The sequence below is a fragment of the Sanguibacter sp. Leaf3 genome, assembly GCF_001425965.1.
Taxonomy (GTDB): domain Bacteria; phylum Actinomycetota; class Actinomycetes; order Actinomycetales; family Cellulomonadaceae; genus Sanguibacter; species Sanguibacter inulinus.
This window is the reverse complement of record NZ_LMRH01000002.1, coordinates 382,305-406,917: the sequence shown is the minus strand read 5'-3', so window position 1 is coordinate 406,917 and position 24,613 is coordinate 382,305. Positions and strand designations below refer to the sequence as shown.

General features: G+C 67.9%; 21 protein-coding genes and 1 pseudogene. 9 read left to right on the top strand and 13 right to left on the bottom strand.

All coding sequences use genetic code 11. The annotated features are described in order from the left end of the window. Positions 1–8: 8 nt before the first annotated feature. A complete protein-coding gene (locus tag ASG53_RS09240; RefSeq protein ID WP_235533888.1) occupies positions 9–779 on the top strand; it encodes a TetR/AcrR family transcriptional regulator in 771 nt (256 codons plus the stop codon). A 5-nt stretch (positions 780–784) separates the two neighbouring features. Here the strand turns inward: ASG53_RS09240 and ASG53_RS09235 are convergent, their stop codons facing one another. After that, entirely contained in the window at positions 785–1,201 is a 417-nt protein-coding gene (locus ASG53_RS09235; RefSeq protein WP_156382734.1) for a winged helix-turn-helix transcriptional regulator, read from the bottom strand. Between the two features lie 31 nt (positions 1,202–1,232). Here ASG53_RS09235 and ASG53_RS09230 point away from each other — a divergent pair, with 31 nt between their 5' ends. Both ASG53_RS09230 and ASG53_RS09225 read left to right on the top strand, forming a co-directional pair. After that, entirely contained in the window at positions 1,233–1,634 is a 402-nt protein-coding gene (locus ASG53_RS09230) for a nuclear transport factor 2 family protein (RefSeq protein ID WP_056131847.1), read from the top strand. A gap of 155 nt (positions 1,635–1,789) precedes the next feature. Then, positions 1,790–4,327, top strand: coding sequence for a hypothetical protein (locus ASG53_RS09225; RefSeq protein WP_056131844.1), 2,538 nt, complete (start codon positions 1,790–1,792; stop codon positions 4,325–4,327). 130 nt (positions 4,328–4,457) lie between these two features. Here the strand turns inward: ASG53_RS09225 and ASG53_RS09220 are convergent, their stop codons facing one another. Continuing rightward, complete coding sequence (locus tag ASG53_RS09220; protein ID WP_056131842.1) at positions 4,458–5,300, bottom strand: SDR family oxidoreductase; 843 nt, start codon at positions 5,298–5,300, stop codon at positions 4,458–4,460. 108 nt (positions 5,301–5,408) lie between these two features. On the opposite strand from ASG53_RS09220, the gene ASG53_RS09215 reads away from it, so the two are divergent. Continuing rightward, complete coding sequence (locus ASG53_RS09215) at positions 5,409–5,741, top strand: winged helix-turn-helix transcriptional regulator (RefSeq protein ID WP_235533887.1); 333 nt, start codon at positions 5,409–5,411, stop codon at positions 5,739–5,741. Next, positions 5,725–6,312, top strand: a complete 588-nt coding sequence (locus tag ASG53_RS09210; protein ID WP_162246145.1) for a class I SAM-dependent methyltransferase — start codon at positions 5,725–5,727, stop codon at positions 6,310–6,312. The genes ASG53_RS09215 and ASG53_RS09210 overlap by 17 nt, the downstream gene beginning before the upstream one ends. A gap of 181 nt (positions 6,313–6,493) precedes the next feature. On the opposite strand, the gene ASG53_RS09205 is transcribed toward ASG53_RS09210, so the two are convergent. After that, positions 6,494–6,952, bottom strand: coding sequence for a hypothetical protein (locus tag ASG53_RS09205; RefSeq protein ID WP_156382733.1), 459 nt, complete (start codon positions 6,950–6,952; stop codon positions 6,494–6,496). 653 nt (positions 6,953–7,605) lie between these two features. On the opposite strand from ASG53_RS09205, the gene ASG53_RS19845 reads away from it, so the two are divergent. After that, positions 7,606–8,370 carry a hypothetical protein gene (locus ASG53_RS19845; protein WP_156382732.1) on the top strand — a complete coding sequence of 255 codons (765 nt, stop codon included), beginning with the start codon at positions 7,606–7,608 and terminating at the stop codon, positions 8,368–8,370. On the opposite strand, the gene ASG53_RS09200 is transcribed toward ASG53_RS19845, so the two are convergent. The 10 genes and pseudogenes from ASG53_RS09200 to ASG53_RS09165 form a co-directional block, all read right to left on the bottom strand. Beyond that, on the bottom strand, positions 8,359–9,528 hold the full coding sequence (locus tag ASG53_RS09200) for an IS30 family transposase (RefSeq protein ID WP_082543941.1): 1,170 nt from the start codon (positions 9,526–9,528) through the stop codon (positions 8,359–8,361). The two genes, ASG53_RS19845 and ASG53_RS09200, sit on opposite strands and share 12 nt — an antisense overlap. 654 nt (positions 9,529–10,182) lie before the next feature. Further along, the gene (locus tag ASG53_RS09195) at positions 10,183–10,644 is read right to left on the bottom strand and encodes an Lrp/AsnC family transcriptional regulator (RefSeq protein ID WP_056131831.1); all 462 of its coding nucleotides are present in this window, start codon (positions 10,642–10,644) and stop codon (positions 10,183–10,185) included. Between the two features lie 834 nt (positions 10,645–11,478). Continuing rightward, positions 11,479–12,090, bottom strand: a complete 612-nt coding sequence (locus ASG53_RS20670; RefSeq protein WP_082544044.1) for a DUF7507 domain-containing protein — start codon at positions 12,088–12,090, stop codon at positions 11,479–11,481. 4 nt (positions 12,091–12,094) lie between these two features. Then, a pseudogene (locus ASG53_RS09190) lies at positions 12,095–12,892 on the bottom strand (DUF7507 domain-containing protein); the annotation flags it as partial. Then, positions 12,819–14,426, bottom strand: a complete 1,608-nt coding sequence (locus ASG53_RS09185; protein ID WP_056131825.1) for a DUF7507 domain-containing protein — start codon at positions 14,424–14,426, stop codon at positions 12,819–12,821. The pseudogene ASG53_RS09190 and the gene ASG53_RS09185, both read right to left, overlap by 74 nt. Before the next feature lie 555 nt (positions 14,427–14,981). Further along, positions 14,982–15,128, bottom strand: a complete 147-nt coding sequence (locus tag ASG53_RS19840; RefSeq protein WP_156382731.1) for a hypothetical protein — start codon at positions 15,126–15,128, stop codon at positions 14,982–14,984. 55 nt (positions 15,129–15,183) lie between these two features. Further along, the gene (locus tag ASG53_RS09180; protein ID WP_056131821.1) at positions 15,184–15,720 is read right to left on the bottom strand and encodes a VanZ family protein; all 537 of its coding nucleotides are present in this window, start codon (positions 15,718–15,720) and stop codon (positions 15,184–15,186) included. A gap of 299 nt (positions 15,721–16,019) precedes the next feature. Then, on the bottom strand, positions 16,020–17,174 hold the full coding sequence (locus ASG53_RS09175; RefSeq protein WP_056131819.1) for a DUF418 domain-containing protein: 1,155 nt from the start codon (positions 17,172–17,174) through the stop codon (positions 16,020–16,022). Between the two features lie 123 nt (positions 17,175–17,297). After that, complete coding sequence (locus ASG53_RS09170; RefSeq protein ID WP_156382730.1) at positions 17,298–20,453, bottom strand: glycoside hydrolase domain-containing protein; 3,156 nt, start codon at positions 20,451–20,453, stop codon at positions 17,298–17,300. Positions 20,454–20,594: 141 nt separating this feature from the next. Next, a complete protein-coding gene (locus ASG53_RS09165; RefSeq protein ID WP_056131813.1) occupies positions 20,595–21,539 on the bottom strand; it encodes an endo-beta-N-acetylglucosaminidase H in 945 nt (314 codons plus the stop codon). Between the two features lie 396 nt (positions 21,540–21,935). Here ASG53_RS09165 and ASG53_RS09160 point away from each other — a divergent pair, with 396 nt between their 5' ends. From ASG53_RS09160 to ASG53_RS09150, 3 genes are all read left to right on the top strand, one after another. After that, a complete protein-coding gene (locus ASG53_RS09160; protein ID WP_056131811.1) occupies positions 21,936–22,478 on the top strand; it encodes an alternate-type signal peptide domain-containing protein in 543 nt (180 codons plus the stop codon). A 74-nt stretch (positions 22,479–22,552) separates the two neighbouring features. Then, on the top strand, positions 22,553–23,182 hold the full coding sequence (locus tag ASG53_RS09155; protein WP_156382729.1) for a hypothetical protein: 630 nt from the start codon (positions 22,553–22,555) through the stop codon (positions 23,180–23,182). Next, the gene (locus ASG53_RS09150; protein WP_056131806.1) at positions 23,179–24,540 is read left to right on the top strand and encodes an RICIN domain-containing protein; all 1,362 of its coding nucleotides are present in this window, start codon (positions 23,179–23,181) and stop codon (positions 24,538–24,540) included. The genes ASG53_RS09155 and ASG53_RS09150 overlap by 4 nt, the downstream gene beginning before the upstream one ends. Positions 24,541–24,613: the final 73 nt, after the last annotated feature.

Below are 24,613 nucleotides of genomic sequence, written 5' to 3'. Positions count from 1 at the left end.
GTCGGCTCGTGGCGATCTGGGAGGGGCAGCAGGTTATTTCCGCCTACCTCCCCGACCAGCCGTCGGCGGACGTCGTCCTCAAGCACTCGCTGGCCCCGTCCCGGGCCGCCGAGGCCACCACCGCCTATGCGCAGGCACCGGTCGATCATGTCGGCCTGGCGACGATCGGCCACGAGGAGCACGAGGGATACGCCCCAGGCAGACAACGCCGGGAACGCATCATCAGCGCGGCCGTGGAGCTGTTCGCCACACAAGGTTTCCACGCGACGACGCTCAACGAGGTCGCAGCCCAGGTCGGATCGAGCGCGTCCACGCTCCGGCACTACTTCGGGTCGAAGGAAGACCTCCTGACAGCCGTGCTGCGCCACCGCGACGCCGAGCTCGTGCTCTACGAGAAGGCACCCACCGCGTCCGCCACGCAGATCCTGCGATCAGCCGGCGACGACGCACGTCGCGACGAAGAGCAAGAACCGGGCCTCATAGCGCTCTACGCGACGATGTCGTGCGAGGCTGTCGTGAGCAGTCACCCGGCGCACGACTACTTCTCGGCACGGTTCGCACGGACCCTCGCCTACTTCGAGAACCTCCTGCACCGGGCTGCCCTGGAAGGAGGTCTGCTCCAGCCTTCTGACGCGCGCCTCGAGGCCTCGACCCTGGTGGCGCTCTGGGACGGTCTGCAACGCCAGTGGATGGCAGACCCCCTCGCGGTCGACATCGGCGCTGAGCTCGACACCCACCTCGCCGGTCTGCTGAACCCAGACCAGGCACACTCGACGTGATCGGCTCAGTGGGCCATGTCGTACCCGGCTCGGGCCGTGAGCACCTCGCCCACGTGAGATTCCGCCCATCGGGCCAAGGCCGTCAGCGGGTCTCGCAGAGTCTGACCCAGTGCGGTCAGCTCGTACTCCACACGCGGAGGCATCTCGTCGAAAGCGGTGCGGGTCACCAGACCGTCACGTTCGAGCTCGCGCAGCGTCTCTGCAAGGACTTTCCCACTGATTCCCTGGACGGCCTCTCGAACCTGACCGAAGCGCAGCGGCCCGCCGCTGAGCGCGATGACGATCATCGCGGTCCACTTGTTGGCGATGCGCGCGAGCGAGGTGCGCGACGGGCAGGACGAGACCATGACGTTCCACTCTGGCTGCGACACGAGATCCTCTTCCCAGTTACGTTGAGGTAACAGGTTACCAAATGCAACCATGGAGTCACACTATCCAACAGAGGAGAGCATCATGAGCACCCAGACCCCTGAGCAGACCGCCGCCACCTACTTCGACGCACTGTCCAGCGGAGACGTCCCGACCGCGATGAGCCTGTTCAGCCCGGACGTGGTCTGGCACCAGCCCGGCGCGCACCAGTTCTCCGGAGACCACACGGGAGTCGAGGGCGTGGGCGCCCTGCTCGGCGGCATGATGGAGACCAGCGAAGGAACCTTCCAGCTCGTCGTGAGCGGCGACGCGATGGTCAACGGCGACATGGTTGCCGTCCCTGTCCGGTTCTCCGGCCAGCGCACCGGCGCATCGATGGACATGTCGGGGATCGACCTGCTGACCGTCCGCGACGGGAAGATCGTCGAGGTGCATCTCTTCTCCGAGGACGCGGCCTCGGAGAACACCTTCTGGGGTCACGTCTGATCGCAGGCCCTTCGGGGAAGGAGCGGACTGCCACGGCGCGTCGGCCCCTTCCCTCTGCCTGTTGGGCAACGAGCACGATCGGTGCGACCACGTCAGTGGTCGCACCGATCGTGCTCCCCCACTGCCCATCACCGCTTGAGACGAAAGGACCGACCATGGCCGAGCCCCACGAGAGCATCCGCCGCGCCACCTCCTCCGCGCCCCGAGCGATCGAGGTTCGCGGTGCCCGGGTGAACAACCTCGCGGACGTCGACGTCGACGTTCCCCTCGGCCAGCTCGTCGCGATCGCCGGCGTCTCCGGGTCTGGAAAGTCCTCGCTCGCGCTGGGCGTCCTGTACGCCGAGGGGTCGCGCCGCTACGTCGAGGCCCTCTCGACCTACACCCGCCGCAGGATGACCCATGCGCCCCGTGCCGCGGTCGACTCGGTCCGCCACGTCCCGGCAGCCCTGGTCCTGCGACAGCGCCCGCAGGCCGGCGGCATCCGGTCGACCTTCGGCACATCGACCGAGCTGCTCAACGTCCTGCGGGTCATGTACTCCAGGCTCGGCTCGCACCTGTGCCCGAACGGGCACCGCCTCTCCCCCACGATCGACGTCGCGGCCAACCTCGACCTCACCTGCCCGGTGTGCGCCGCTGTGTTCTACCCCCCGGGCGCGGAGACCTTCGCCTTTAACTCCGACGGCGCCTGCTCGACGTGCTCGGGCACCGGCGTGGTCCGCGACGTCGACGACCAGCGCCTGGTCCCCGACGCGTCACGGTCGATCGCCGACGGGGCGGTCGCCCCCTGGGGCATGTTCGGGCTCGCCGTCATGCCCCAGGTCGCCGAGGCCCTCGGCGTGCGCATCGACGTCCCCTACGCCGAGCTCTCAGACTCCGAGCGCCACACCGTCCTCGACGGGCCCGCGGTCAAGCGGCAGATCACTGTGCCGTCCAAGAGCGGCAAGCTCTTCGACCTCAACTTCACCTACCGCAGCGCCCGGCAAGCCGTGCGCGAAGCGATGAACAAGGCGACGAGCGAGCAGGGCCTGGCGCGAGTCAACCGGTTCATCACTGCCGGGACATGCCCGGCGTGCCACGGCACCAGGCTCAGCGAAGCGGCTCGTGGGACCCACGTCGCAGGGATCGACCTGGCCCAGGCCACGGCCCAGACCCTCAACGAGGTCGTCGTCTGGGCACCGTCGGTGGTGCCCGACCTGCCCTCCGAGATGCACTCGATGGCACGGATGATCGTCGAGCAGCTCACCGACACCGCGCGCCGCCTCGTCCAGCTGGGGCTGGGGTACCTGACCCTGGACCGGGCCACCACCACGCTCTCGACCGGGGAACGCCAACGCGTCCAGCTCGCCCGTGCCGTCCGCAACCAGACCTCGGGCGTCCTCTACGTCCTCGACGAACCCTCCATCGGCTTGCACCCGGAGAACATCGCCGGCCTCATCGGGGTCATGGACGACCTCCTCGAGGACGGCAACTCCGTCCTGCTCGTCGACCACGACGTCCAGGTGCTGCGGGAGGCCGACTGGATCATCGAGATCGGCCCCGGTTCTGGAGCAGACGGCGGGCACGTCATCGCGACAGGGCCTGTCGCAGAGGTCGCGGCAGACCCACGGTCGGTCATCGGGGGCTACCTCAGCGCCGCGCAGCCCACGCTGGTCCGAGACCGCGTCCCGGCAGACCAGGTCTTCGCCGACGGCGCCGTCACGATCAGCACGGGTCAGATCCACACGGTGCACGCCCTCCAGGCGTCCGTCCCGAAGAACAGGCTCACGGCCGTCACCGGGATGTCGGGGTCCGGCAAGACGACGCTGATCCTCGAGAGCCTGGTCCCCGCGCTGGCCGCCCGGCACCAGGGCGACGACCTACCGAGCCACGTCCGCTCGCTCGAGACCGCCGGGATCGACCGCGTCGACGTCGTTGACGCGACACCCGTCGGGACCAACATCCGGTCGACGATCGCCACCTACGCCGGCGTGCTCGACGACCTGCGCCGCAGCTTCGCGCAGCTCGACGCCGCAAGACAGCGCGGTCTCAAGGGTGCGGACTTCTCGTACAACACCGGGTCGCTGCGGTGCCCCCGGTGCGAGGGAACGGGCCAGGTGGTCCTCGACGTCCAGTTCCTGCCCGACGTCGACATCCCCTGCCCCACCTGCCAGGGCTCGCGGTACAGCCCAGCGGCGGCCGAGATCGAGCTGGCCACGGCCGTCGGGCCGATGTCCCTGCCGCGGCTCCTAGCCCTGCCTGTCGTCGAAGCCGCGGCAGCCCTCTCAGGACTGCCACGCACCCACGCAAAGCTCACGACACTCGTCGACCTGGGCCTCGGATACCTGTCCCTCGGGGAGACCACCACCGCGCTCTCCGGTGGCGAGGCCCAGCGGCTCAAGCTCGCCGCCGAGCTACCCCGCAACCAGGCCGGCACCCTATTCGTGATGGACGAACCCTCGGTCGGCCTCCACCCACAAGACGTGCGCGTGCTGCTCTCCGTGATCGACAGGCTCCTCGGTGCGGGAGCCACGGTCATCGTCATCGAGCACGACCTCGACGTCATCGCCAACGCCGACCACATCATCGACCTCGGCCCTGGCGGAGGCGCCGCCGGAGGCCACATCGTGGCCACCGGCACACCGGAACAGGTCGCCGAAGACCCACGAAGCGTCACCGGCGTCTACCTCGGCCAGGCGCTGGCCCGGCACAGATGACCACGGCCGTGGCGAGGCATACCCCACGGCGTGAACCTCAGAGCGAGGTCCAGTGCTAGGAACCGCCTCGGCGAAGACGAAGGAGGGGAGAGGCGCTAGGCGCCTCTCCCCTCCTCACAGCGCCGCAGGGTCAGATGCCCATCGCGCGCAGCCACTCCACCACTGATCGCGGCTGGACGCCCAGCAGGGCCTGCGCGGACCGTGCCTGGTCGATCTCCTCGTCAGGCTGTCCGAGGCGATACTCGTAGGAAGCCACGACGGGAGCGGACGCATCCTCTCCGAAGAGTGGACGGATCATGTCGCCGAACTCCTCAGGTGTGATCGCCGTGTAGCTCACCGACGTCCCGAAGTACTCGGAGAACCCCTCGGCAAGGTCCGATCCCAGCAGCCCCGGGAGCGCACCCACACCGACGACGCCAGAGACCTCGGTGGAGCTGAGCAGACGCACGACGACGTCAGCGACGTCGAGGTGGGAGCTCCACGACGTCGCATAGTCATCACGCAACGGGTAGGGCAGCTCTCCCTGCCGCGCCGCGGCGATCATGGGGGGAAGCAGCAAGTTCTCCAGGTACAGACGAGGTGCCACGATGGCGTAGGAGACGCCGGACGCAGCGAGCTCGCGAGCCATCACGTTGGGAGCGTCCTGGCTATCGCCCTCGACGTCGACCGCATAGCCGCTGGTGGAGAACACGACGCGCGCGGGCTTGGCCTTCTTGAGCGCGGCGCCGATCGCCAGAGCCTGCTCACGCTGGGCGTCGGGGTGCCCGAGCGGCAGGTGGACGAAGACTCCTTCAGCACCTTCGTAGGCGGCAGCCAGCGACTCCACGGAGGAAGCATCGACCTGAACGGCATCAACACCCTCGACCTTCGATGTGTCGCGGACTGCGGCGCGGACGGAGTGCCCGGCAGCGAGGAGGGCGGAGACGACGGGGGAACCTTGGGCGCCGGTGGCGCCGTGCACGATGAAAGTCATGCGACCATTACTGCATACGATGCATCAGTTACGTCAACTGCAGTATTGGAGTCAGTGCCCATGTCTTTCGACCACTGTGACCTTCAGGAGTGCGGGGTCGCCCGGTTCTTGAGCCTGCTCGACGGACCATGGGCGACCCTCATCGTGCGGGAGCTGCTCACGGGACCGCACAGGTTCAACGAGCTTCTGGCTGCACTGCCAGGCATCAGCGCGCACACGCTCACCAGCCGCCTGCGCAAGTTCGTCGCGCACGACCTGGTGACGCGCACGGCATACGCCGAGATCCCCCCACGCGTCGTCTACGAGCTGACCCCGGTGGGACATCAGCTCCGACCTGTCCTGGACGCCATGAACACCTGGGCCATGACGGTCCCGGCGAGCGTCTTCGGGCTTGAGGATCATGCCGAATGGCAACCGCACAGCCATGACGAGAGGAAGTGACCTGAAGATGGGCATGTACGAGATGTTCGTGCGCCCTGCCGGGCGTGACGGCAACGCAGGTGGACGCCTGATGGCGCAAGAAGGAACGTCGATGGCTCGCGAGGTGGTGGCTCTGCTCGGCTCTCTCCCCCCTCGAGGGAGGGTCCTGGAGGTCGGCTTCGGGCCCGGGGTTGGAATCGCAACGCTCTTGAAGGTCCACCCTGAGGTGCAGGTCTACGGTGTCGACCACTCCGCGCTCATGCACGAGCACGCAGCAGCCCGCAACGCCGACGCCATCGAGGCTGGGCGCGTGGTGCTCTTGCTGGGCAGCGCTGGACACCTCCCGGTCGAAGACTGCTCGTGCGATGCCGCGATGGTCGTCGACAACCTCCACTTCTGGCCCGACCCGCACGCAGGCCTCAGAGAGCTCCACCGAGCCCTTCGCCCAAGGGCAAAGGTCGTCTGCGCCTTCACCCCACCCTCTGGCGGCCCTCCCTCGTCGCTGGTCGAGATGTTCGCACAGACCGGCTTCGAGGAGATCGACGAGAGGCAGACGACAGCTGGCTACCTGCTGCACGCTGTCCGTCCATGACCTCCGGCCCCCTCTAGAGACACGACTTCTTCAACTCACGTCGTGCTGTGACCCGCACGATCTCTAGAGCGCTCATCACCGCTCCGGACCGGTCACCATCGGGCTCCAGACCTTCGGCCCCGGCGAATTACTGGCCCAAGAGCTGTTGGTCGCTGGCCCCTGAGGCGTCGGCTGCGCTGGGTCAGGGACGGGTGCCTCGGGGGCTGCGCCCTCCAGCAGGTCGTCGTGCGACGCTCTGCCGTCGCCGAGCTAGGTCGGCGCGCACCGCAAGCAGCGTCATAACGACCAGGATCCCGGCAGCCTTGAGCAGCCACGCCTCGACCGATCCCGCGTCGAACTCACGGTCGTCGTCCGCCCCCACGACGGCGCGGTACGCGACGACTGCGCCGACGAGGACCAGGACGGTGATCGCGAGGGTCTCCGTGGCCGCGGCGAAGGACCGCCCAGGGGGAAGAGGCAGCAGGACCACCAGCACACCCAGCACCAGTGCGACCACAGACGCTGGGTTCGCGACCGCCTCTGCCAGCTCCGCGTCGAGATAGCTCCGGCGCCCCGGCGGGCCCATCATCGCCGTCGAGGTCACCGCAGCCACGAGGACGACGCCGAACATCGTCCCCCACAGACCTGCATACGCTCTCATCAGACCTCCGCGCCCAACCATCGCCGCCGCTCACACCGGTTGTCGAAGCCAGGAATGACGTCCCCGACAAAGTTGCCGCAACCCTACAACTGCACCTCAGGTCACGTTCGGCACGGTGCGCGAGGGGCGTTGTCGCCTACGGCTGGCGGATGACCCTCTAGCGCTCCGTCGTGACGCCGGCTGTGGTCGATCAGCCGAAGATGGCTCAACGGGCCTGATCAAACTTCACCAAAAGACTCCGTGACTGAGTGCCGGGCATGGCACTGGCTCTGCGGGACCTGGTCAGGGCGTCCCCAGGTGCGGGAGGCGCAACGCCCCCTCCCTGGATTCACCAGAAACGCCTGATGCTGGGTTTCGGGCGGACGAGGTTTCGGGAGCGGGTTTCGGTGCGCCCGCGGCCGGCGTGTCGCACTCAGACTGGCCGAGCCGCGACCTCACCCAAAAACGATGGCGGTCTCAACCGATCACCGCACCACCCCGCTGTCTCTCGAGGGTAGATCCTGGCACCTGGTGGCTCGAGTCGACATCGGACCCGCCGCGCCCGATTCTGATCGCCTCATCTGCCCCTCAAGCATCGAGACCCTTTACAGATCATTAGGGGAATCGCGTCGCTATGCCCCGATAGCCGGACGCAGGTGCGTAGGATCTCTATCGTGCGCCATCAGTCGAAGTTCACGAGCCGCGAGTGGAGCCACGCGCTGCTTCCTGAAGTGAGTTCAGCCCGTCGTGTGCTGGCGACTGCTGACCGGCTACTACGCAGTGGAGAATCGTTTGACGCTGAGATTGACGCCATCTTGGCGACGTACTCAATCGGGGTCGAGCGGCTGATGAAGCTGGCCTTGGGGACGTCTGCAGTCTCTCGCGGCGAGGGGTGGCCGAAGATGGGCTCTACTCGAGACGGATGGGGCCACGCGCTCGATGAGATGGACGCACGCCTGCAAGCAGAGCTCGCCACTGCGGTGCGAGACGGGGACTGGGAGCATCGACGTCTCTTGGAGTCTTGGGTCTGCACCCTTGAGAAGGACCCTGTCTGGAACGCGGCTGTCCGCACCCTGCGCAACTACGCTGACGCTGGCCGCTACTACCACCTCGATCAGCTCCGAGGGGGTGCGGTCAAGGCGCGATCCTCACACGAGATGTGGAACGAAGTCGAAGAAATTGCCATCGAGACCAACCCAGTTCTCAAGGCCCTGCATCTGGCAGCGATACGGGGTGAGGGATTTGAGGAATTCGAGCTGGCTGTGCGGGCCACTGTCGCCGACGCGATCAAACGTTGGACGAGCCTAATCTGCATTTTCGGTCTTCACGGCGTCCTCGGCGAAGACTGGCGAGCGATCGGAGCCGATGCCCTCCCCGACGACGCTGTACCCGTTCACGCTCTACCAGAATGCGAACTGACGCCTCCTTCAGGTCTGTAAGACAGCCTGGAGATGCGACCAGTAGCGGTCACGGGCACTGGCCCAGTCCAGGACCCGCCTCGGGCGCGTGTTGATGCGTTCGGCAAAGTCGTCGAGGTCGCGCATGGAGAACGAGCGGAGATCTGCGCTCTTGGCCAGGTACTGGCGCAGGAGACGGTTGGTGTTCTCGTTGGTGCCGCGCTGCCACGGGCTGCGACGGTCGCAGAAGTAGACCTCGATGCCCAGGTCAACGCTGAGTTCCTGGTGTCCTGCCATCTCTCGGCCACGGTCCCAGGTCAGCGACTTGCGCATCGAGGCTGGTAGCTGAGAGAGGTCGTCGCGGAGCGCCCGACGCACAGCGTCGGCCTTGTACCCATCGGGCAGAGCTACGACGCGCACGAAGCGGGTCGAGCGTTCAACCAACGTCGCCACGGCCGAGGGTCGTCGGCCCATAACCAGGTCACCTTCCCAGTGCCCGACCTCGACCCTGTCTTCGACCGCGGCTGGACGGTGGTGGATCGAGACCATGTTCCTCAAACGCCCTCGCCCATCAGTCGCCCGGACCATACGCGGTCGGCGCACAGACTGCCCCGATCGCAGATGCTTCGAGGGCCTGTCGCCGAGCTCACGCCGGCCTGCGATGTAGATGGAACGGTAGATCGCCTCGTGAGAGACCCACTTGGAGGCCTGATCTGGGTACTGCTGCTTGAGCCACACCGCGATCTGCTGAGGCGACCAGTCCGCCTCGAGCCTGCCCTGCACATCTGCAAGCAGCGCAGGGTCCGCGGCTAGGCGGGAGACCTTCGGCCGACGCGCCCGGTCGAAGGCAGCCACGTCCGCAACCGACGCACGATAGAGATGGCGACCACCGTTCCGGACGATCTCGCGCGAGATCGTCGACGGCGACCGTCCGAGTTGATGCGCGATCGACCGGCTCGAAAGACCTGCAGCCAAACCACGAGAGATCTCCTCCCGCTCACCGCTGCTCAAGTGACCGGGATCCCGCCGTCGAGGCTCAGGGCGCACCCCTCCGCTCCTGGCCAGCTCACCGCGGACAGCAGCTGGGCTGCACCCCACCGTTCGAGCGATCAAGCGGCTTGAGTCTCCAGCCCTCCACCTGTCCCACACCACATCAGCCTGCATCCGCGTCAACGCCACATCACACCTCCGGTACGTCATCCTGCCCGAGGGTGGTGCGGTGATCGGTTGAGTCCACCATCGTTTGCGGTTCGCCTATGGTCGCGAGCTCGCACCACACCAGGCCGCCCAGCAGCGCCGCGCCGTGGGCTCTCCCACGAGCCCACGTAAGGCGGTCCAGCAGCCACCCAAGGGCAAGGACGGTCCCCGCAGGTCAGGGCCGGCACGGACACCGGCCCGGATATCTCTCGACAACCTGAGTGCCCTCTGACCACCTGACCGCCCGCACACCGCTCGCGCCCTCACCCCAGCAACACCAGCCGGCGACTACGTAAGCGCGACCCGTGCACAGCCTGGATGGTCTGTGGGGCCCCCGCCGCCCGATCATCTCGCCACAGAAACCGCCGTCAAGGGCGCTACGCGTCACACGCGAGACAGCTACGTCGCCCCCTCTGACAACGACGTCTGAGGCGAAGAATCCGCAGTTATCGGGCAAGGGGTAGACCGGCTCGAACTACGCGACGCGACGCGCGGACGGGCCACTCCACGCATAAGGTTCGCTAGCGGACCGGACAACGTTCAAAGTGCGGTCCCGAGCGGATCGGCGGGGACCCAGGCGACACGTCCTTGCCAGTGGACCTGTCGCGATACTGGGAACAAGAAAGCGATCCAGGGGGCGTCATGCCGGCGTTGGGGTCAAGGCGGGGAAACCGCAATGGCTCGAGCTGGTACAGGGACCCCAAGGATGAGCTCCAACTGTAGAGACGCAACTCGTGGAAGATCGGACAATTGGACATCGTAGAGGGTGTTAAAACCGGCAGAATCGCTGGCCATGACTCGCAAGACGTACTCGGGACGTCCACTGAGGCGTAGTACCTCGATCACCTCCGGTAGAAGGCTGGCCGCCTGTTCGAACTCTTCAAACCTGCCGACAGTCCCGGGCTCCAAAGATACAAAGACGAGGGCGTGGAACGTGAGACCGACGCGCTCGGGATCGATGATGGCTCGGTAGCCAGCGATGTAGCCCGCCCCCTCGAGGCGGCGCAGCCTCCGGTGGCATGTCGACAGGGTGGACTTGGTGAGAGCGGCAAGGCCGGCAAGGGTGATGCGGGGGTCGCGCTGCACGGCGTTCAGGATTTTGGCGTCGATCTCGTCCACTGTGAGGTTACCTCCGGATGTGGGACCTAGCTTCTTAAGTCCCACGGTTGGTTGGGCGATTACTCACGCAACGCGAACGCTGCCCGATGTCTTACGTTCGTAGAAGTCTAGATTCTGGATGGGTATATTCGCAGCCGGGGCGGTTGCGGATGGGTGCCACCCCGCGTTGGGCGCAACCGTTCCACCGTTGAGGGGACGCGGCGTGCGCGCCCGTTGAACGGCGCTAGTGCGAGCGCGACAGAGTGCGCCCAATCGCACCTTCGGGGTAGAGCGCGGGACCACCTGTCATCCCGAGGCCCGACAGCGGGATGACCGAGAGCGCGGCCAGAGCGAGGCGCCCATCGGTAGAGCAGCAGAACGCAGCGGACAGCTGGAGTTCGTGCCGGTAGCCAGCGCTTCCCGGCTGACAAAGCTGAGCTGATCGGTCTTCGCCAGCGTGGGCCCAACGGGACGAGCCCAGACGTTGGCCAACGGCGATCGCATCGAAGACCCCTGACTAGGTCGCCGGCCGGCAGTTCGCACGCGCCCAGGTCAAGAACCGGACCATTTCAGGGCCTCGACGCACTCCGCACGCGGCGGCGTCAACTGCCTGAGATAGATGAGACACGCTCGATGCCACTGAACCAAACCGTGTTCGGGGCCGTGCTCGCACGGCCCCGGGACCCGCATTCAGTTGAATGGGATCCCATGGCCCCTCGGATCGCAGACCAAGAGGCGAGGCTCTTCGTACGGGCGCAGTGGTGGCCACAGTGCTGGACTAACGCACTGTGGCCACCTGTGGATGACCCGCCCGCAGACGACAGATCAGGTCACGCCACCTGCTCCCCGCAGGTATCAACCAGCGGTGATTTCATCACCTCGCCTGCGCCGGGCGGCCAGAGTCAGACCTGCACCGCCGAGCACGAGAATTACGCCGATCCCGACCACTCCTGCCACCCCGGCGCCGGTCTGCGCCAGCGGCGGCATGTTCCCTGGAGACGGGGGCGCCGCCGGAACGTTGACAGTGATCTGCACCGTTGATGGCGGTGACGTCACGGGACTACCACCCGGAGGCACGGCCGTGGCGGTTGCCGTGTTCGACAGAGAACCCATCGAAAGGTCTGCCTGGGTCACTACGTATGTTGCCGTGAACGTCGTCGACGCTCCTGGCAGCAGTGTCGCGACCGACTCGGGCGTGACGGCACCTAGCTGGCCACTGCCAGTGAACGCTCCCTCGACCACGTCGACGTCGGACACCGTGACGTTGCCCGTGTTGGTCACGAGGAAGGAGTAGGTGATCGTCTGGCCAACTCGTGTGATGACAGTCTGATCGGCCGTCTTCACGATTGTCAGCGCCGGCGCGGCGATCGAGGGGATCTCGACCGTCGAGGGCGGCGACTCGACCGGCGGACCGGTGGGCGGGACGCCCGTGGCCGTTGCCGTGTTGGTCGTGGACCCACGTGCCATCGAACTCACCCTCGTCGACCGTGACGTCAGTCATCGTCACGTTGCCCGAGTTGGTCACCAAGAACGAGTAGGTCAGCTCCTGGCCCACCTCGTACGACTCCTGACCAGCGGGRTCCACCGACTTCACAACGGTCAGCGCCGGCGCAGCGATCGAGGGGATCTCGACCGTCGAGGGCGGCACCGGAGGTAGCTCGGTACCCGGAGGCGGCGTGCCACCAGCGGTTGCCGTGTTCGCCAGAACACCTCCATCGACGTCCGCCTGGGTGACGGTGTAATCGGCGGTGAACGTGGCCGACTGGCCGGGGATCAGCGTGGCTGACTCAGGAGTGATGGCCCCCAGGTCGCCAGTGCCCGAGAACTCCGTCTCGACGGGCGCCGCGTCGGTCACGGTGACGTTGCCGGTGTTCGTGACGACGAACGAGTACCTCACGACCTGCCCGGCGGCGGTGATCTCCGTGAGGTCTGCGGACTTCACGACTGTCAGCGCCGGGGTCGGGGCCGAGGGGATCTCCACCGTCGAGGGCGGCGACTCGACCGGCGGACCGGTGGGCGGGACGCCCGTGGCCGTTGCCGTGTTGGTCGTGGACCCACGATCGACGTCAGCCTGGGTCAGCGTGTACGTCGCGGTGAACGTCGTGGAGTCACCCGGCGCGAGAGTAGCGACCGAGGCAGGCGTGATCGCTCCCAGCTCACCCGTGCCATCGAACTCACCCTCGTCGACCGTGACGTCAGTCATCGTCACGTTGCCCGAGTTGGTCACCAAGAACGAGTAGGTCAGCTCCTGGCCCACCTCGTACGCCATCGAACTCACCCTCGTCGACCGTGACGTCAGTCATCGTCACGTTGCCCGAGTTGGTCACCAAGAACGAGTAGGTCAGCTCCTGGCCCACCTCGTASGACTCCTGACCAGCGGGGTCGACCGACTTCACMACRGTCAGCGCCGGCGCAGCGATCGAGGGGATCTCGACCGTCGAGGGCGGCGACTCGACCGGCGGACCGGTGGGCGGGACGCCCGTGGCCGTTGCCGTGTTGGTCGTGGACCCACGACGATCGACGTCAGCCTGGGTCAGCGTGTACGTCGCGGTGAACGTCGTGGAGTCACCCGGCGCGAGAGTAGCGACCGAGGCAGGCGTGATCGCTCCCAGTTCGCCGGTGCCATCGAACTCACCCTCGTTGACCGTGACGTCAGTCATCGTCACGTTGCCCGAGTTGGTCACCAAGAACGAGTAGGTCAACTCCTGGCCCACCTCGTACGACTCCTGACCAGCGGGGTCGACCGACTTCACAACGGTCAGCGCCGGCGCAGGTGCAGCCGTCACTTCTGCAGAGCTCTCGGGACTAGTGACTGTCTCTCCCCCGGGGGTGTCACCCGAAGCGGTCGCGGTGTTGCTGATAGTGCCTGCATCGACGTCGGCCTGCGTTGCTGTGTAGGTGGCGGAGCACGTCGTCGTGCCGCCGATGGCGAGCGTCGTGACGTCGCAGACGATGGCGCCGACCTCGCCGGTGCCGGAGAAGGCTGTCTCGGCGATGGACACTCCGGACAGCGCTGTGTTGCCAGTGTTTGAGACGGCGAAGGAGTACGCGAGCTCCTGGCCCGCCGCGGAGATGGTCTGCGGAGAAACGGTCTTCGTCATCGAGATGCTCGGAGTGAGCGGCGTGATCCCGACAACCTGGGTGAAGGCATCCCCTTCAACGCCCACCCCGGCGTTGCTGAAACCGATGGTGATGCTCTCCACGGTGGGCGTGGGCGTACTGATGGCGTAGGTGCCGCAGCCGAAGCCGGCGGGATCGCAGCTATTGGTCGAAGCGGCAGTGCCCACTCGACCTGCGGGGTTGATGATCCCTACTGTCGTTCCTCCGTTGGTGATTGCGACGTTCGAGGTCTGCGATCCGGGGGTGTCGAGGCTGAAGGTACCGCCGGACGTGAGGGTCTGGGGGGTGTTCCGGTACTCCGAGAATGTCGGGGGGTTAGAGGCGGGGATCACTCCCGAGCCGATGTCACCCGTATAGAAGACGGGCGTGGTCACCGGCTCGGAGAACGCGTATGTGATCGAGCCGCAGCCGCTCGGCGCCGTACTCGTGCAGGTCGTGTTGATGAACTGCAGGGCTTCGGTCGTGGTTGGCGGGAAGAAGGCTGGCGACGGCCCGCCGAAGACGAGTCCTCCCGAACCGGCGAACGTCACCGGTCCGGTCAGGGTGGCAGTGACGACAACACCGCTCGGCGTGGTTCCCGTCGCGACGTTCCCCGCGATCGTCCAGGACGCGGGGTACTCCGAGCCCGCCGGGACTGCCTCAGCGCGGGGAACCGAGAAAGCGAAGGCGTTGAGCATCGCCATCACTAACCCTAGGACTACTCCGAGCACCAACGCACGGAACGGAACGGAGTGACGGTCGAGTCGCAATAACCCGAGCCCTCCGCTGCGAGAATTGGTCATAACCTGCCCTTTCATATCGTCTACGTCGACGCGAGGCCGTGGCCCCGCACGGTCTTCTCCAAGACGGAATCTACGGCAAGAAGAGCGTGATCGCCATCACTTCATCCCGACCCGAAAGCAAGGTTTATGGCCTGTATTCTCGGGGATCCGCTCACGTATGGGAAATATTCTCGCTCGACAAAGAGATGTCAGGAACTTTTTGATCGTAAATACGGTTAGGTCGAGATTTTGTGGGCCTGCACCTCGATCCGGTGGCGTGGTCGCGCCGGCGCCCAAACGTAGGTCCAACCCAGCGACCGGCCCCGTCTGCCACGTCGAACGAACCATTGGCGCCAGGGGTCAGGCAACAGCACGAAACACGCCCGTCTGGAGTAGCAGCAGAACTCCCGCCCCTGGCACGGGGCGGGCCTTCTGGCTTCGCGGCCTGGCGGGGCCGCGTCAGGTTCTAGCCTGACGTCACTCGCGCTGGGCGGTGGCTCGAGCGCCGGGGCGGACCTCGCCGATCTCGTCCCGACCGGCGACGAGGCGCGAGCCCCGCAGGCCGGCGAACGCCGTGACGGTGAGGCCGATCAGGAGGACAAGTTGAAGAAATCCGTCGACCATCGAGAGAAGGACCCCTGGTGCTCCACAGGTGGTCGCTCCGTGGCACCCTCCGCGCTCAGCGCCAGCGGAACCCGTCGACGACGCGGGCAGCACCAGGGATCCGCCTCACGCCCTCGAGCAGCGCGAGGCCGACCCCGGTGCCCACCACGTTGAAGAGCAGGTCGTTCACGTCAGCGACGTGCCCACCTCCGAGGAGGTTCGCCGTCACGTACTGCGACACCTCGATCAGCAGGCTCAGCCCCGCTCCCAGGAGCAGCACCTGCCACCACGGCGCACGCACGAAGAACAGCGGGAGCAGCACCCCCAGCGGCACGAAGACCGCGACGTTCGTCACGGCGTCGACGACCTCGTAGCCGACCAGCGGCACCAGGTTCAGGTACGCGTCCCACGGCTGGCCGGAGGAGGGCTTGCCGAGGAAGATCGGGAACACCGTGTTCGCGAGCACCCCCGCCAGGTAGACGCACAGCGTCAGCGCGACGGCTGCCCGCTGCGGGGTGAGCCGCGCGCGTCGGTGCAGCGACCACAGCAAGACCACGAAGGCCAGAGCGGCGACGGGGACGACGACCGGTAGCACCGGAACCTGATGAAACATCTGAGCTGCTCCCAGTCGCGGGTAGAGACGGCAGTGTCCACCTGCGCACCGGGCACCCGGGCACGGCGTGGGCACGGGGCACCGCTGCGACCTGCACGGGGGCCCCTCCGACACCGTAGAGCGGATCGCCCCGGAAGAGGTCCACCGCAGGCATGACCCTGTGCCGCCCCCGTGCTCCCCAGGGTGGACCGAGGATCCACACGCCGCGCTGCTGGTGGTCGGCCGGGGACCGCGAAGGATGCCGAGGACGGCGAGCCGTCCGCAGGCACCGACCCCGGGGTCGAGTCAGCGAGGTCGGGTCAGCGGGGTCGACGGCGGGTGAGGAACCGGAAGCTGACGTCCCAGACGTACTCGAGCGGTCCCCTGGGGAAGAACCGCAGCCAGACCTTGGCGAAGAGGATCACCAGAGCGCCGATGACGAGGAACATCAGGATGGTGCCGATCAAGGGGTCGAGCATCGGTGAGAGAGGAGAGCTGCCGATCCAGCGCTGGGCCACCCGGCCGAGGACGTTCTGGAGCACGTAGCAGCTCAGTGCCATCCGGCCCACGAGAGACAGGTGTCGCCCGGCCACACCGATCGGGCGCCGCTGGTAGAACGCGGCCATGAGCGCGAGGATCCCGAAGGCGGTGAACGGCGCAGCCAGGAACCTGCCGAAGCCGTACGTCTCCTGGGAGAGGAAGAACGCCAGGTCCAGCGGGATCCCGACCCCGAATCCCACGACCATGACCCAGCGACGCAATCGTGCTCCTCGGGCGTCGAGGATCCCGTGGCGGTACACCATGGCGCCGAGCGTGAAGCACACGAGACCCAGGGTGAAGATGGAGCCGGTGTCGCTGCCGATCGTCAGGTCGCTCAGAACCGTCAGAGCGTTGTTGTGGATCTCGTACGTATAGGGCGGCCTCCCCTCCGTCACCCAGAACTCACCCGGGAAGACGATGCCTGGGGTGCCCTGGTAGTCGGTCACGACCAGGGGAAGGAGGACGAGCGAGACGTGTGTCGTGAGTGCGACGCCGATGAAGATCCACTGGCGCTTCTCGGGCATCAGCAGGACGAAGGCCACGACGAACCCGAGGATCGCGTAGACGCGCAGGACGTCGAACTGCACGACGAAGATGTAGTTCAGCACTCCGTCGAGGAAGAGCAGGCCGGCACGGACGAGATAAGTGCCCGGCCACCGGAGACCACGCCGCGCCGCCGCCTGCCGCTGGATCTCGAGACCGATCCCGAACATGATGGTGAGCAGCCCGAGGAACTTGCCCTCCGACGTCCACGAGAGCAGCTCGGCCCACCGGACGTCGATGACACGCTCGCCGAAGAAGGCCTGGAACAACCAGATGTTGCTGGCCAGCGTGCCCAGGATGGCGAGTCCACGGATGACGTCGAGCGAGGCGATGCGAGGTCTCTTCGAGAGGTCGACGGGTTGAGGGAGAGGTGGCGTGACGGGTGTGCTCATGCCCCCGAGTCCATCGTGAGGCGTGTTGCCAGGACGTCTGTGATTCTCGATATGCAGGCGAGACGTCCGCGAACCCGCACCCGCACCCGGGCCCGGGCCCGGGCCCGGGCCCGGGCCAGCCTCTCAGGCCGGGCCGAAGACCTCGATCTGCGACAGCTCGACCTCGGAGAGCGCGGTCAGACGCACGGCGACGACCGCCCCTCCCCCGCCCTCCTCGGGTCGCGTGCGGAACGGACGCGTCTGGCAGGCGAGGTCGAAAGTCTCCTCGCGCACGTCGAGCGGCACGACCCGGCCGTCAGCCGTGACGCCCTCGAGCCGCCAGGCGGCGTCGACGGGGTCGGGGACGGCGGGGAGGCCAGCGGGCTCACCGGCGAGCGTCACCGTGTAGAGCGAGACCACCGCGGGCTCGGTGAGCGCGAGCTCGACGTGCTCACCCGCAGCGAGGACGACGACGGTGTCACCGCGGTCGTCGGTGACACCTCCCGCCTCGATGACGAGCAGGTCGCGCAGCGGCTCGCGGAGGCCCAGCTCGGTGCTGATCGACGTGGGTCGGCTGTCGCGAGCCCAGCCCGTCGGCTCGTCCGACAGCACGAAAGCGATGTGCCGTGCAGAGGCGAGGACGGCCGCCGGCACCGCGACGCGCTCCCAGACCTCCCCGTCGACGCGGACCTCGCTGACGTACGGTGCGCCCGGGTTCTCCGCGGTGATCTCAAGGGGGTGGTCGCGGCCCTGCGGGTGGAGCGTGACGCGCGGCAGCAGCGGCGGGGTGAGCACCATCCCCCCGGTCCCCGGCACGAGCGGGTAGAGCCCGAGCACCGCGAAGAGGTACCACGCGGACATCTCCCCGTTGTCCTCGTCCCCCGGGTAACCCTGGCCGATCTCAGAGCCGACGAACAACCGGTCGCGCGCCTCGACGACCACGCGGTGCGCGTCGTCGTGACGCCCCGCGAAGCAGTACGTGAGCGGGATGTGGTGCGCCGGCTGGTTGGAGAGCCCGAGCATCCCCATCCGGACGTCGCGCGCCTCGGACATCTCGTGGATGACAAACCCGTAGGACCCGACGAGGGACGGGTCGGCGGTTTCCGGGGTCGCGAAGAAGGCGTCGAGGGCGGCGCCGAGCGCCTCCTCTCCCCCGTGCAGCTCGGCGAGGCCGGCGCCGTCGTGCGGCGCCGTGAAGGCGGTCCCCCAGGCGTTGGTCTCGGTGTAGTCGTGGCCCCACTCGGCCGGGTCGAAGTCCGCCTCGGCCACCCGCCACCCGCCGTCCTCGTCGCGCCCGAGGAAGAAGCCGAGACCACGGTGGAACACGGAGCGGTAGCCGAGGGCGCGGCGCGCGAGGTAGTCGGCCTCCGCGGTCAGCCTGTCGATCCGAGCGGTCGCGGCGGCAGTGGCGTCGCCGGTGGCGGTGGTGGTCGTGGTGGACAGAGCAGACGGACCGGGCTGCGCGTCCGCCTGGTCGAGCAGGGCGAGCGCCAGCCGCGCCGCCGAGGCGTCGTTGATCGCGTTGTCGAGGGTCCATGACATGCCCTCGTGGACCCGCGTGTCGACGTAGCCGCGGAAGATCCCGGGCCGCAGCCCCTTCCGGCCGACCCGGGCGTCCGACGGCGGGACGGTCGCGTGGTGCAGCGCGGAGCGGTACGCCTCCTCGAGGCGGAACGGCACACCCTGGGCGGCGAGCCCGGCGAAGACCGTGTCGCTCGTCGTGCCCGTCATGCAGTCGACGGGACCTGGCGCGCTCCAGCGGGCCACCCATCCTGCGTCCGCGAAGTGCTGGACGAAGCCGTCCGCGAGCGCCCCGGCACGGTCCGGGGCGAGCAGCCCGAGCAGCGGCCAGGCGGTGCGGTAGGTGTCCCAGAAGCCGTGCGTCGCCGAGAAGCTCCCGGGGCGCACCTCGCCGTCGACCGGGCTGCGGTAGTGCGGCCCCTCAGGACCGGGCTCGTCGTAGGCGTTGGGGTAGGTGAGCACGCGTCCGAGGCTCCCCGCGAGCGAGCGGAGGACGTCGGGCGAGACCTGGTCGGGGTCGTGCACCTCGACGGCCGAGAGTGCGCGGCGCCAGGCGGCCGCGGCCTCGCGGAGCATGTCGTCGACAGTCCCGGCCGTCGTCGCGTTGACTCGGGCCTGGTCGGCGTCGATCGTCGAGACGCCGATGATCACGTCGGCCTCGGTCTGCGCGAGGGTCACGGACCCGCGCAGCTCACCGTCGGTGTGGGTGAGGGTGTGACTCAGGACATCGGGGATCACCGCGTGGACGTGGTGGTCGGGGCGGTCCCCACCGTCGCGGAGCAGGACGTCGAGGCGCAACGCCCCGTCCTCGACGACCCAACGGGCGTCGGCGGCCTCGCCGAGATGGTCGACGACGAGCGAGAGTGAGTCGCCGTGGGAGCGGACGCGCAGCCCGACGGCGTGCCGGGCCGCGGTGAGGACGACTGACACGCCGTCGAGCTCGACCTCGTAGCGGTCGGGCCCGGCGTGCTCGTCCTCGCGGTCGAAGCGGAGCGCACGCGCGTCACGGTCCGTCGGCGGGGTCGCCGAGGCGCTGGGCATGAGCTGGAAGACTCCACGGTCGCCGATCCACGGGCTCGGGATGTGGCTCGTCGCGAAGGCCTGGATCGCGGGGGCGGCCATCTGGTAGCGGTACGGCCAGTTCCCTGCCGACGCGTCGGTCATCGGCAGGCCGAAGACGCCGCCGTGCGGGATCGAGACGACCGGGGCTGTGTTCCCACGCGAGAAGCTGTCGGAGGAGTGCGTGCCACGGCGGGTGTCGACCCAGCCGAGCAGGTCGTCGGGTCGGGGCCGGGCCTGGCGGACGCGGACGTCGCCGACGAAGACGGTGGTCGCCTCGGAGGTGGCGCCGACGACGGCGAGCACGGCGTCGACACGCCGCCCGACCCAGGGCCCGAGGTCGACCGTGCGACGGTTCCACTGGTCGACCCAGAGGCGCTTGTCGGCAGCCTGGGCGGCGGGATCGAGCGGGGTGCCGTGCTGGTCGTCCGGGGGTGGGGTTCCGGTGGACAACCTGGTCCCGTCGTCGAGGCGCAGGTCGAGGGTGACAACGGCGGCGGCGTAGCGGTCGCCGCTCCCGGCGACAGGGAGCACGTCGTAGACGAGCGCGTCACCGGGCCGGATGGCGACGCCTCGCTCTCCTGGGAGGTCGAGGAGCTCGATCTCACCTCCACCCGGCGGCATGTCGACCTGGAGGCACCGGCTCGGGTCAGGCTCTTCGGTGGCAGCGGGCGCAAAGGTGGGTACGGCTCGGGACAGTGACGGCGACGGTGTCTTCACCCGGATCAGGCTGGACGACTTAACCGTATTAGTCAACGCCACGAGAGCACTTCCGTGCCGACGGGAGCGCAGACGCCCGCTCTCCCGTCAGGGACGGAGGAGCGGGCGACCGGGCGTGTGACCGTGCAGACCTGGGCTACCTCACTCGGTGTAGGTGGTGTCCTGCCCGTAGAGCTCGCGCGTCACCGCAGATACGTAGGCACTGTGGTCGCCGGCACGCAGGTCGTAGCTGACGAACACGCCGAAGCCCTCGGTGACGGTCCGGGCTGCGAGGTCGGACGCGAGGGTCACGGGTGTCTGGTTGAGGTCGACCGCGGCGGCACCGAGACGAGACCTGTCCACGGTCGAGAACTGCGGCGGGCTGAACTGGCCGTAGTACGGGTTCCAGATGTAGTCGAGAGTGTCGAGGGTCGCAGCCGGTGCCTGCTGCAGGGTCTCGGCCGTCTCTCCGATGTCGTAGAGCGTGATGAGGCTGTCGTCCGGGAGCTTCTCGCCGAGCGCGTCGACGAGCCAGACCGCGGAGTCCGGGTTGGCGGGCGGTGTGCTGCCCGTGCCGTAGGCGACCCACTCGTCGTCGATGTCGACACCGTCGAGGTCGTAGGTCTCGACGACGTCGGCCACCTGGTCGGCGAAGGCCTCCGCTGCCGCCTGCGACGGGAAGTTGGCGAACCCAGCGGCCTGGTGGTTGCCGAGCAGCGAGAGCGTCACCTTGATGCCCTTCTCCTGCAGCGGGCGGATCTGCGTGGCGGCGTCGTCGAGCGTCGCCTGCACCTGCTCGTTGAGGTGGAGGTAGGCGTTCTCGCCGTCGTAGTTGATGTTCGCCGCGAAGATGATGGCGACGTCGAAGGCTGGCGACCCGTCCTCGAGCGCGTACCGGCCGACGTTCGCGAGGTCGTTGCTGTTGACCTCGACATAGGCGATCGAGACCGGGCCGGCCGGCACCGGCCCCGTCTCCGGCGCGCCTGTCGCAGCTGCCGTCGCCGGAATGATCCCTGCTGCGGTCAACCCCAGGGCCGCTGCGGCGACAGCACCGAATGTGGCCAGCGGACGTGGTGAGCGGTGCTTGTCGTTCGGTCGTCGAGACATCGGTACTCCCCGTTGAGCGTCTGTCGTCGGCCGTGTGCCGACCAAGACCCACAAGAACGGACTTAACCGGGTAAGTCAAGCATCTCGCAGGCCCTCGTGCCATACTCCCCTCGGCATGACGAAAGTCACCGATGTCCGGTCTTGTCCGGTACTGAGCGTATCCGGTACGGTTCGTATCGGGAAGCGGTGGGGCATCGGGTGTCAGCCCGACCCGCTCCCTCCGGAGTCGGGCGCCACGCCCACCCGGCGTCCCTTCAGCGGACACCGCTCACAGCAGCTGGTCCGGATCCCGAGCGCCAGCTCGCACTCACCTCGGGCAGCTCGCCCATCAGCGCACGCTCTCGGCTCGGTCGCGCCCATCTGCACCCTCGAGAGATACCTCACAGGAGAAGACTCATGAACAAGCTCACTAAGGCCGCTCTCGCTACAGGCGTCGCGACAGCCCTCCTCGTCGGCGGCGGCACGACGCTCGCGCTCTGGAACGACGCCGTGGACGTCGGTGCTGGCGGCGACATCACCACCGGGGCCCTGACCCTCGACGCCACCGGCGGGAGCTGGAGCGACGACCCGGACCAGTGGGTCCCGGGCGACTCCTTCACCTACACCACGCAGGTCTCGATCGTGGCGCAGGGCGACAACCTCGTGTCCGAGCTGTCGATCAACCCCTCGTCCATCACCGGCACACCTGCCCTGGTCGACGCGCTCGCGACGACCATGACCGTCGACGCTGTCCAGAACGGCGCCATGACCGCGGTCGCCGGGCAGGAGAACGTGTTCACCGTGACGCCCACCGACGCGACCACCGGCACACCGGTCGAGGCGACCGTCACGATCACCGTCGACTTCCCCTCCGACTCGGTCAGCGAGCTGGTCGCCCAGGGTGCCACCGCAGAGCTGTCCGCACTCCAGCTCCGCCTGAACCAGGTCGAGTCGGCCTAGCACGCAGCCCCGCACCACCTCGCAGGAGCCGTCCGGCGCCGCGACCGTCTGCACCACCTGTCGAAGGAGTCACCATGAGCCCATCACCTCGCCGCACTCCTCGCGGGTCGAGCAGAGATCGCACGCCCGCCCAGGGACACCGGCGCGTCCGCGTCGGACGGCACCTGTCGATCGCCGCAGCCCTGGTCGCGGTGGTCGCGACAGCCGTCACCATGTCGACTGCCACGGGCACCCTCGCACTCTGGAACGACAGCATCGAGATCCCCGACGCGACGATCGAGGTCGGGAGCATGGGGCTGACGATCGCAACGGGCTCCAGCTCGGCACCCGCCGGCCAGACGACGGTCCTCCTCGGCGCCCAGACCTGGGCGACGATGCTCCCCGGAGACGTGGTCGGCGTCCCGATCACCCTGACCAACCCGGGCACGGTGCCCGTCCAGGTCTCAGCCGCGCTCGACAGCGCAGCAGCAGGCCAGAGCGATGCGACCATCTGGCTCCAGCAGGGGGCCTGCCCCGCGGCCGGCACCGCCGGCATCAGGCTCACGGACCAGGCACAGCAGGTTCCCGGAACTTCTCTCTCAGGCGACGGCACGCTCTGCCTGCAGGTCGCCCTCTCATCCCAGATCCCGGCCGCACGGCAGGGCACGACGATCGTCCCAGCCTTCACCCTCACCTTCACCGCAGCCGCCGAGAGGACACCATGACCGCCGAGACCCGCACCAGGCGCCCGTGGCGGCTGCGTGCGAGTGTCATCGCGGCGGTCGTCGTCGGCATCGCCTGCGCGGCACCGACCGCCTACGCCGCCTGGACCGCACAGGCCACGGCGAAGGGATCGGTCAGCGCGGGCCGCGTCACCGCCACCCTGTCGGGCGACCTGGCGAGCGTGCTGACCAACGCCCAGATGACCACGACACGCTCGGTCACTCTGACGAACACGACCGCAGGGACCTCCACGCAGCCCGCGCAGACCTCGCTGAGCCTCGCCGTGGCCAGCGGGGACGCCACCCTGGCCAGCAGCACGACGCTGGTCGCATGGCCCACCACTGCTGCGGCACAGTGCACACCTGGTGCCGCCGTCGGTCCCGGAAGCACCCGGTCGACGTGGGCTGCCGGCACGACAATGACCTCGTCCCTCAGCCGCGGTCAGAGCACGACGTACTGCGTCCGGACCACGGTTGGCGTCGGGGCCGGGAGCGCGACAGGGACACGCTCGCTCGTCGCCTCGGCTTCGGCGACGGTGTCCGTCGGGAGCTTCAGTGCTACGCCTGCGACGATCTCGGGTGTGGTCTCCACCTCTGAGATCCGCACATATATCGTCGCTGGAGACTACTGGTACATGAACAGTCCGTCCGGCCAGGCACTCTGCCTCGACGTCACGGGAGGCGTCAACGCTGCGCCCGGCGCGACACTGAGCACCTACGCGTGCCACAGCCAGACCACGTCGGCCTACTGGAACCAGCAGCTCACGATGGTCGACGTCGGTGGAGAGTACGCCGTCTTGCCCATGCGTGCCCCTGCCGGACTCGTCCTGCAGGCGACGGGCTCACGAGTCACTGTCGAGGCACGCGTGGTCAGTGCCGTCACCCAGCGGTGGTCCCCCCAGTGGCTCGCGACCAACACCTGGCGGTATGTCAACCTCGGCACCGGCATGTGCCTCACCGCACCCGCTTCAGCAGGACCGCTCACCATGAGCGCCTGCGCCGGGACAACCAACCAGGCCTTCGTCCTCAGAGGCGTCGGCTCGGTCGCGGCACAAGACCCTGACACTGACACTGACAGCGTCACGACGGACGAGCTGGCCGTCCCAGGCACGAGCGACGGCCGGGCGCTCCACGACCCTTCCTCGTCCGAGCCTGCAGAGAGCGCGTCAGACCCAGCAGCACCCGGTCCCGCCGAGACCGCAGAAGGCACCTCGCCCTCTGACGCACGGGTGGCCGATGAAGGTCTCGTCGACGAGACGGAGGCCGACGACGAGGCTGCTAAGGACGACACCTCCGGCCCGTCCGCGAGCCCTGCGACCAGGTACGGTCCCGACCTGACGGAGGGAGCGACGGGTGACTGAGACGACGGCAGCTCGTCCCCACGTTCGCCGCAGACGGTCCGCAGTGTCAGCTCTTCGAGGTGCCGTCCTCACG

What these genes read in the sequence shown, in the direction of transcription:
- ASG53_RS09235 (WP_156382734.1), bottom strand. Translation starts at nt 1,201, where the DNA reads ATGGTTGCATTTGGTAACCTGTTACCTCAACGTAACTGGGAAGAGGAT.
- ASG53_RS09230 (WP_056131847.1), top strand. Translation starts at nt 1,233, where the DNA reads ATGAGCACCCAGACCCCTGAGCAGACCGCCGCCACCTACTTCGACGCA.
- ASG53_RS09225 (WP_056131844.1), top strand. Translation starts at nt 1,790, where the DNA reads ATGGCCGAGCCCCACGAGAGCATCCGCCGCGCCACCTCCTCCGCGCCC.
- ASG53_RS09220 (WP_056131842.1), bottom strand. Translation starts at nt 5,300, where the DNA reads ATGACTTTCATCGTGCACGGCGCCACCGGCGCCCAAGGTTCCCCCGTC.
- ASG53_RS09210 (WP_162246145.1), top strand. Translation starts at nt 5,725, where the DNA reads ATGACGAGAGGAAGTGACCTGAAGATGGGCATGTACGAGATGTTCGTG.
- ASG53_RS09205 (WP_156382733.1), bottom strand. Translation starts at nt 6,952, where the DNA reads ATGAGAGCGTATGCAGGTCTGTGGGGGACGATGTTCGGCGTCGTCCTC.
- ASG53_RS09200 (WP_082543941.1), bottom strand. Translation starts at nt 9,528, where the DNA reads ATGACGTACCGGAGGTGTGATGTGGCGTTGACGCGGATGCAGGCTGAT.
- ASG53_RS20670 (WP_082544044.1), bottom strand. Translation starts at nt 12,090, where the DNA reads ATGGCACGTGGGTCCACGACCAACACGGCAACGGCCACGGGCGTCCCG.
- ASG53_RS19840 (WP_156382731.1), bottom strand. Translation starts at nt 15,128, where the DNA reads ATGGTCGACGGATTTCTTCAACTTGTCCTCCTGATCGGCCTCACCGTC.
- ASG53_RS09180 (WP_056131821.1), bottom strand. Translation starts at nt 15,720, where the DNA reads ATGTTTCATCAGGTTCCGGTGCTACCGGTCGTCGTCCCCGTCGCCGCT.
- ASG53_RS09175 (WP_056131819.1), bottom strand. Translation starts at nt 17,174, where the DNA reads ATGAGCACACCCGTCACGCCACCTCTCCCTCAACCCGTCGACCTCTCG.
- ASG53_RS09165 (WP_056131813.1), bottom strand. Translation starts at nt 21,539, where the DNA reads ATGTCTCGACGACCGAACGACAAGCACCGCTCACCACGTCCGCTGGCC.
- ASG53_RS09160 (WP_056131811.1), top strand. Translation starts at nt 21,936, where the DNA reads ATGAACAAGCTCACTAAGGCCGCTCTCGCTACAGGCGTCGCGACAGCC.
- ASG53_RS09155 (WP_156382729.1), top strand. Translation starts at nt 22,553, where the DNA reads ATGAGCCCATCACCTCGCCGCACTCCTCGCGGGTCGAGCAGAGATCGC.
- ASG53_RS09150 (WP_056131806.1), top strand. Translation starts at nt 23,179, where the DNA reads ATGACCGCCGAGACCCGCACCAGGCGCCCGTGGCGGCTGCGTGCGAGT.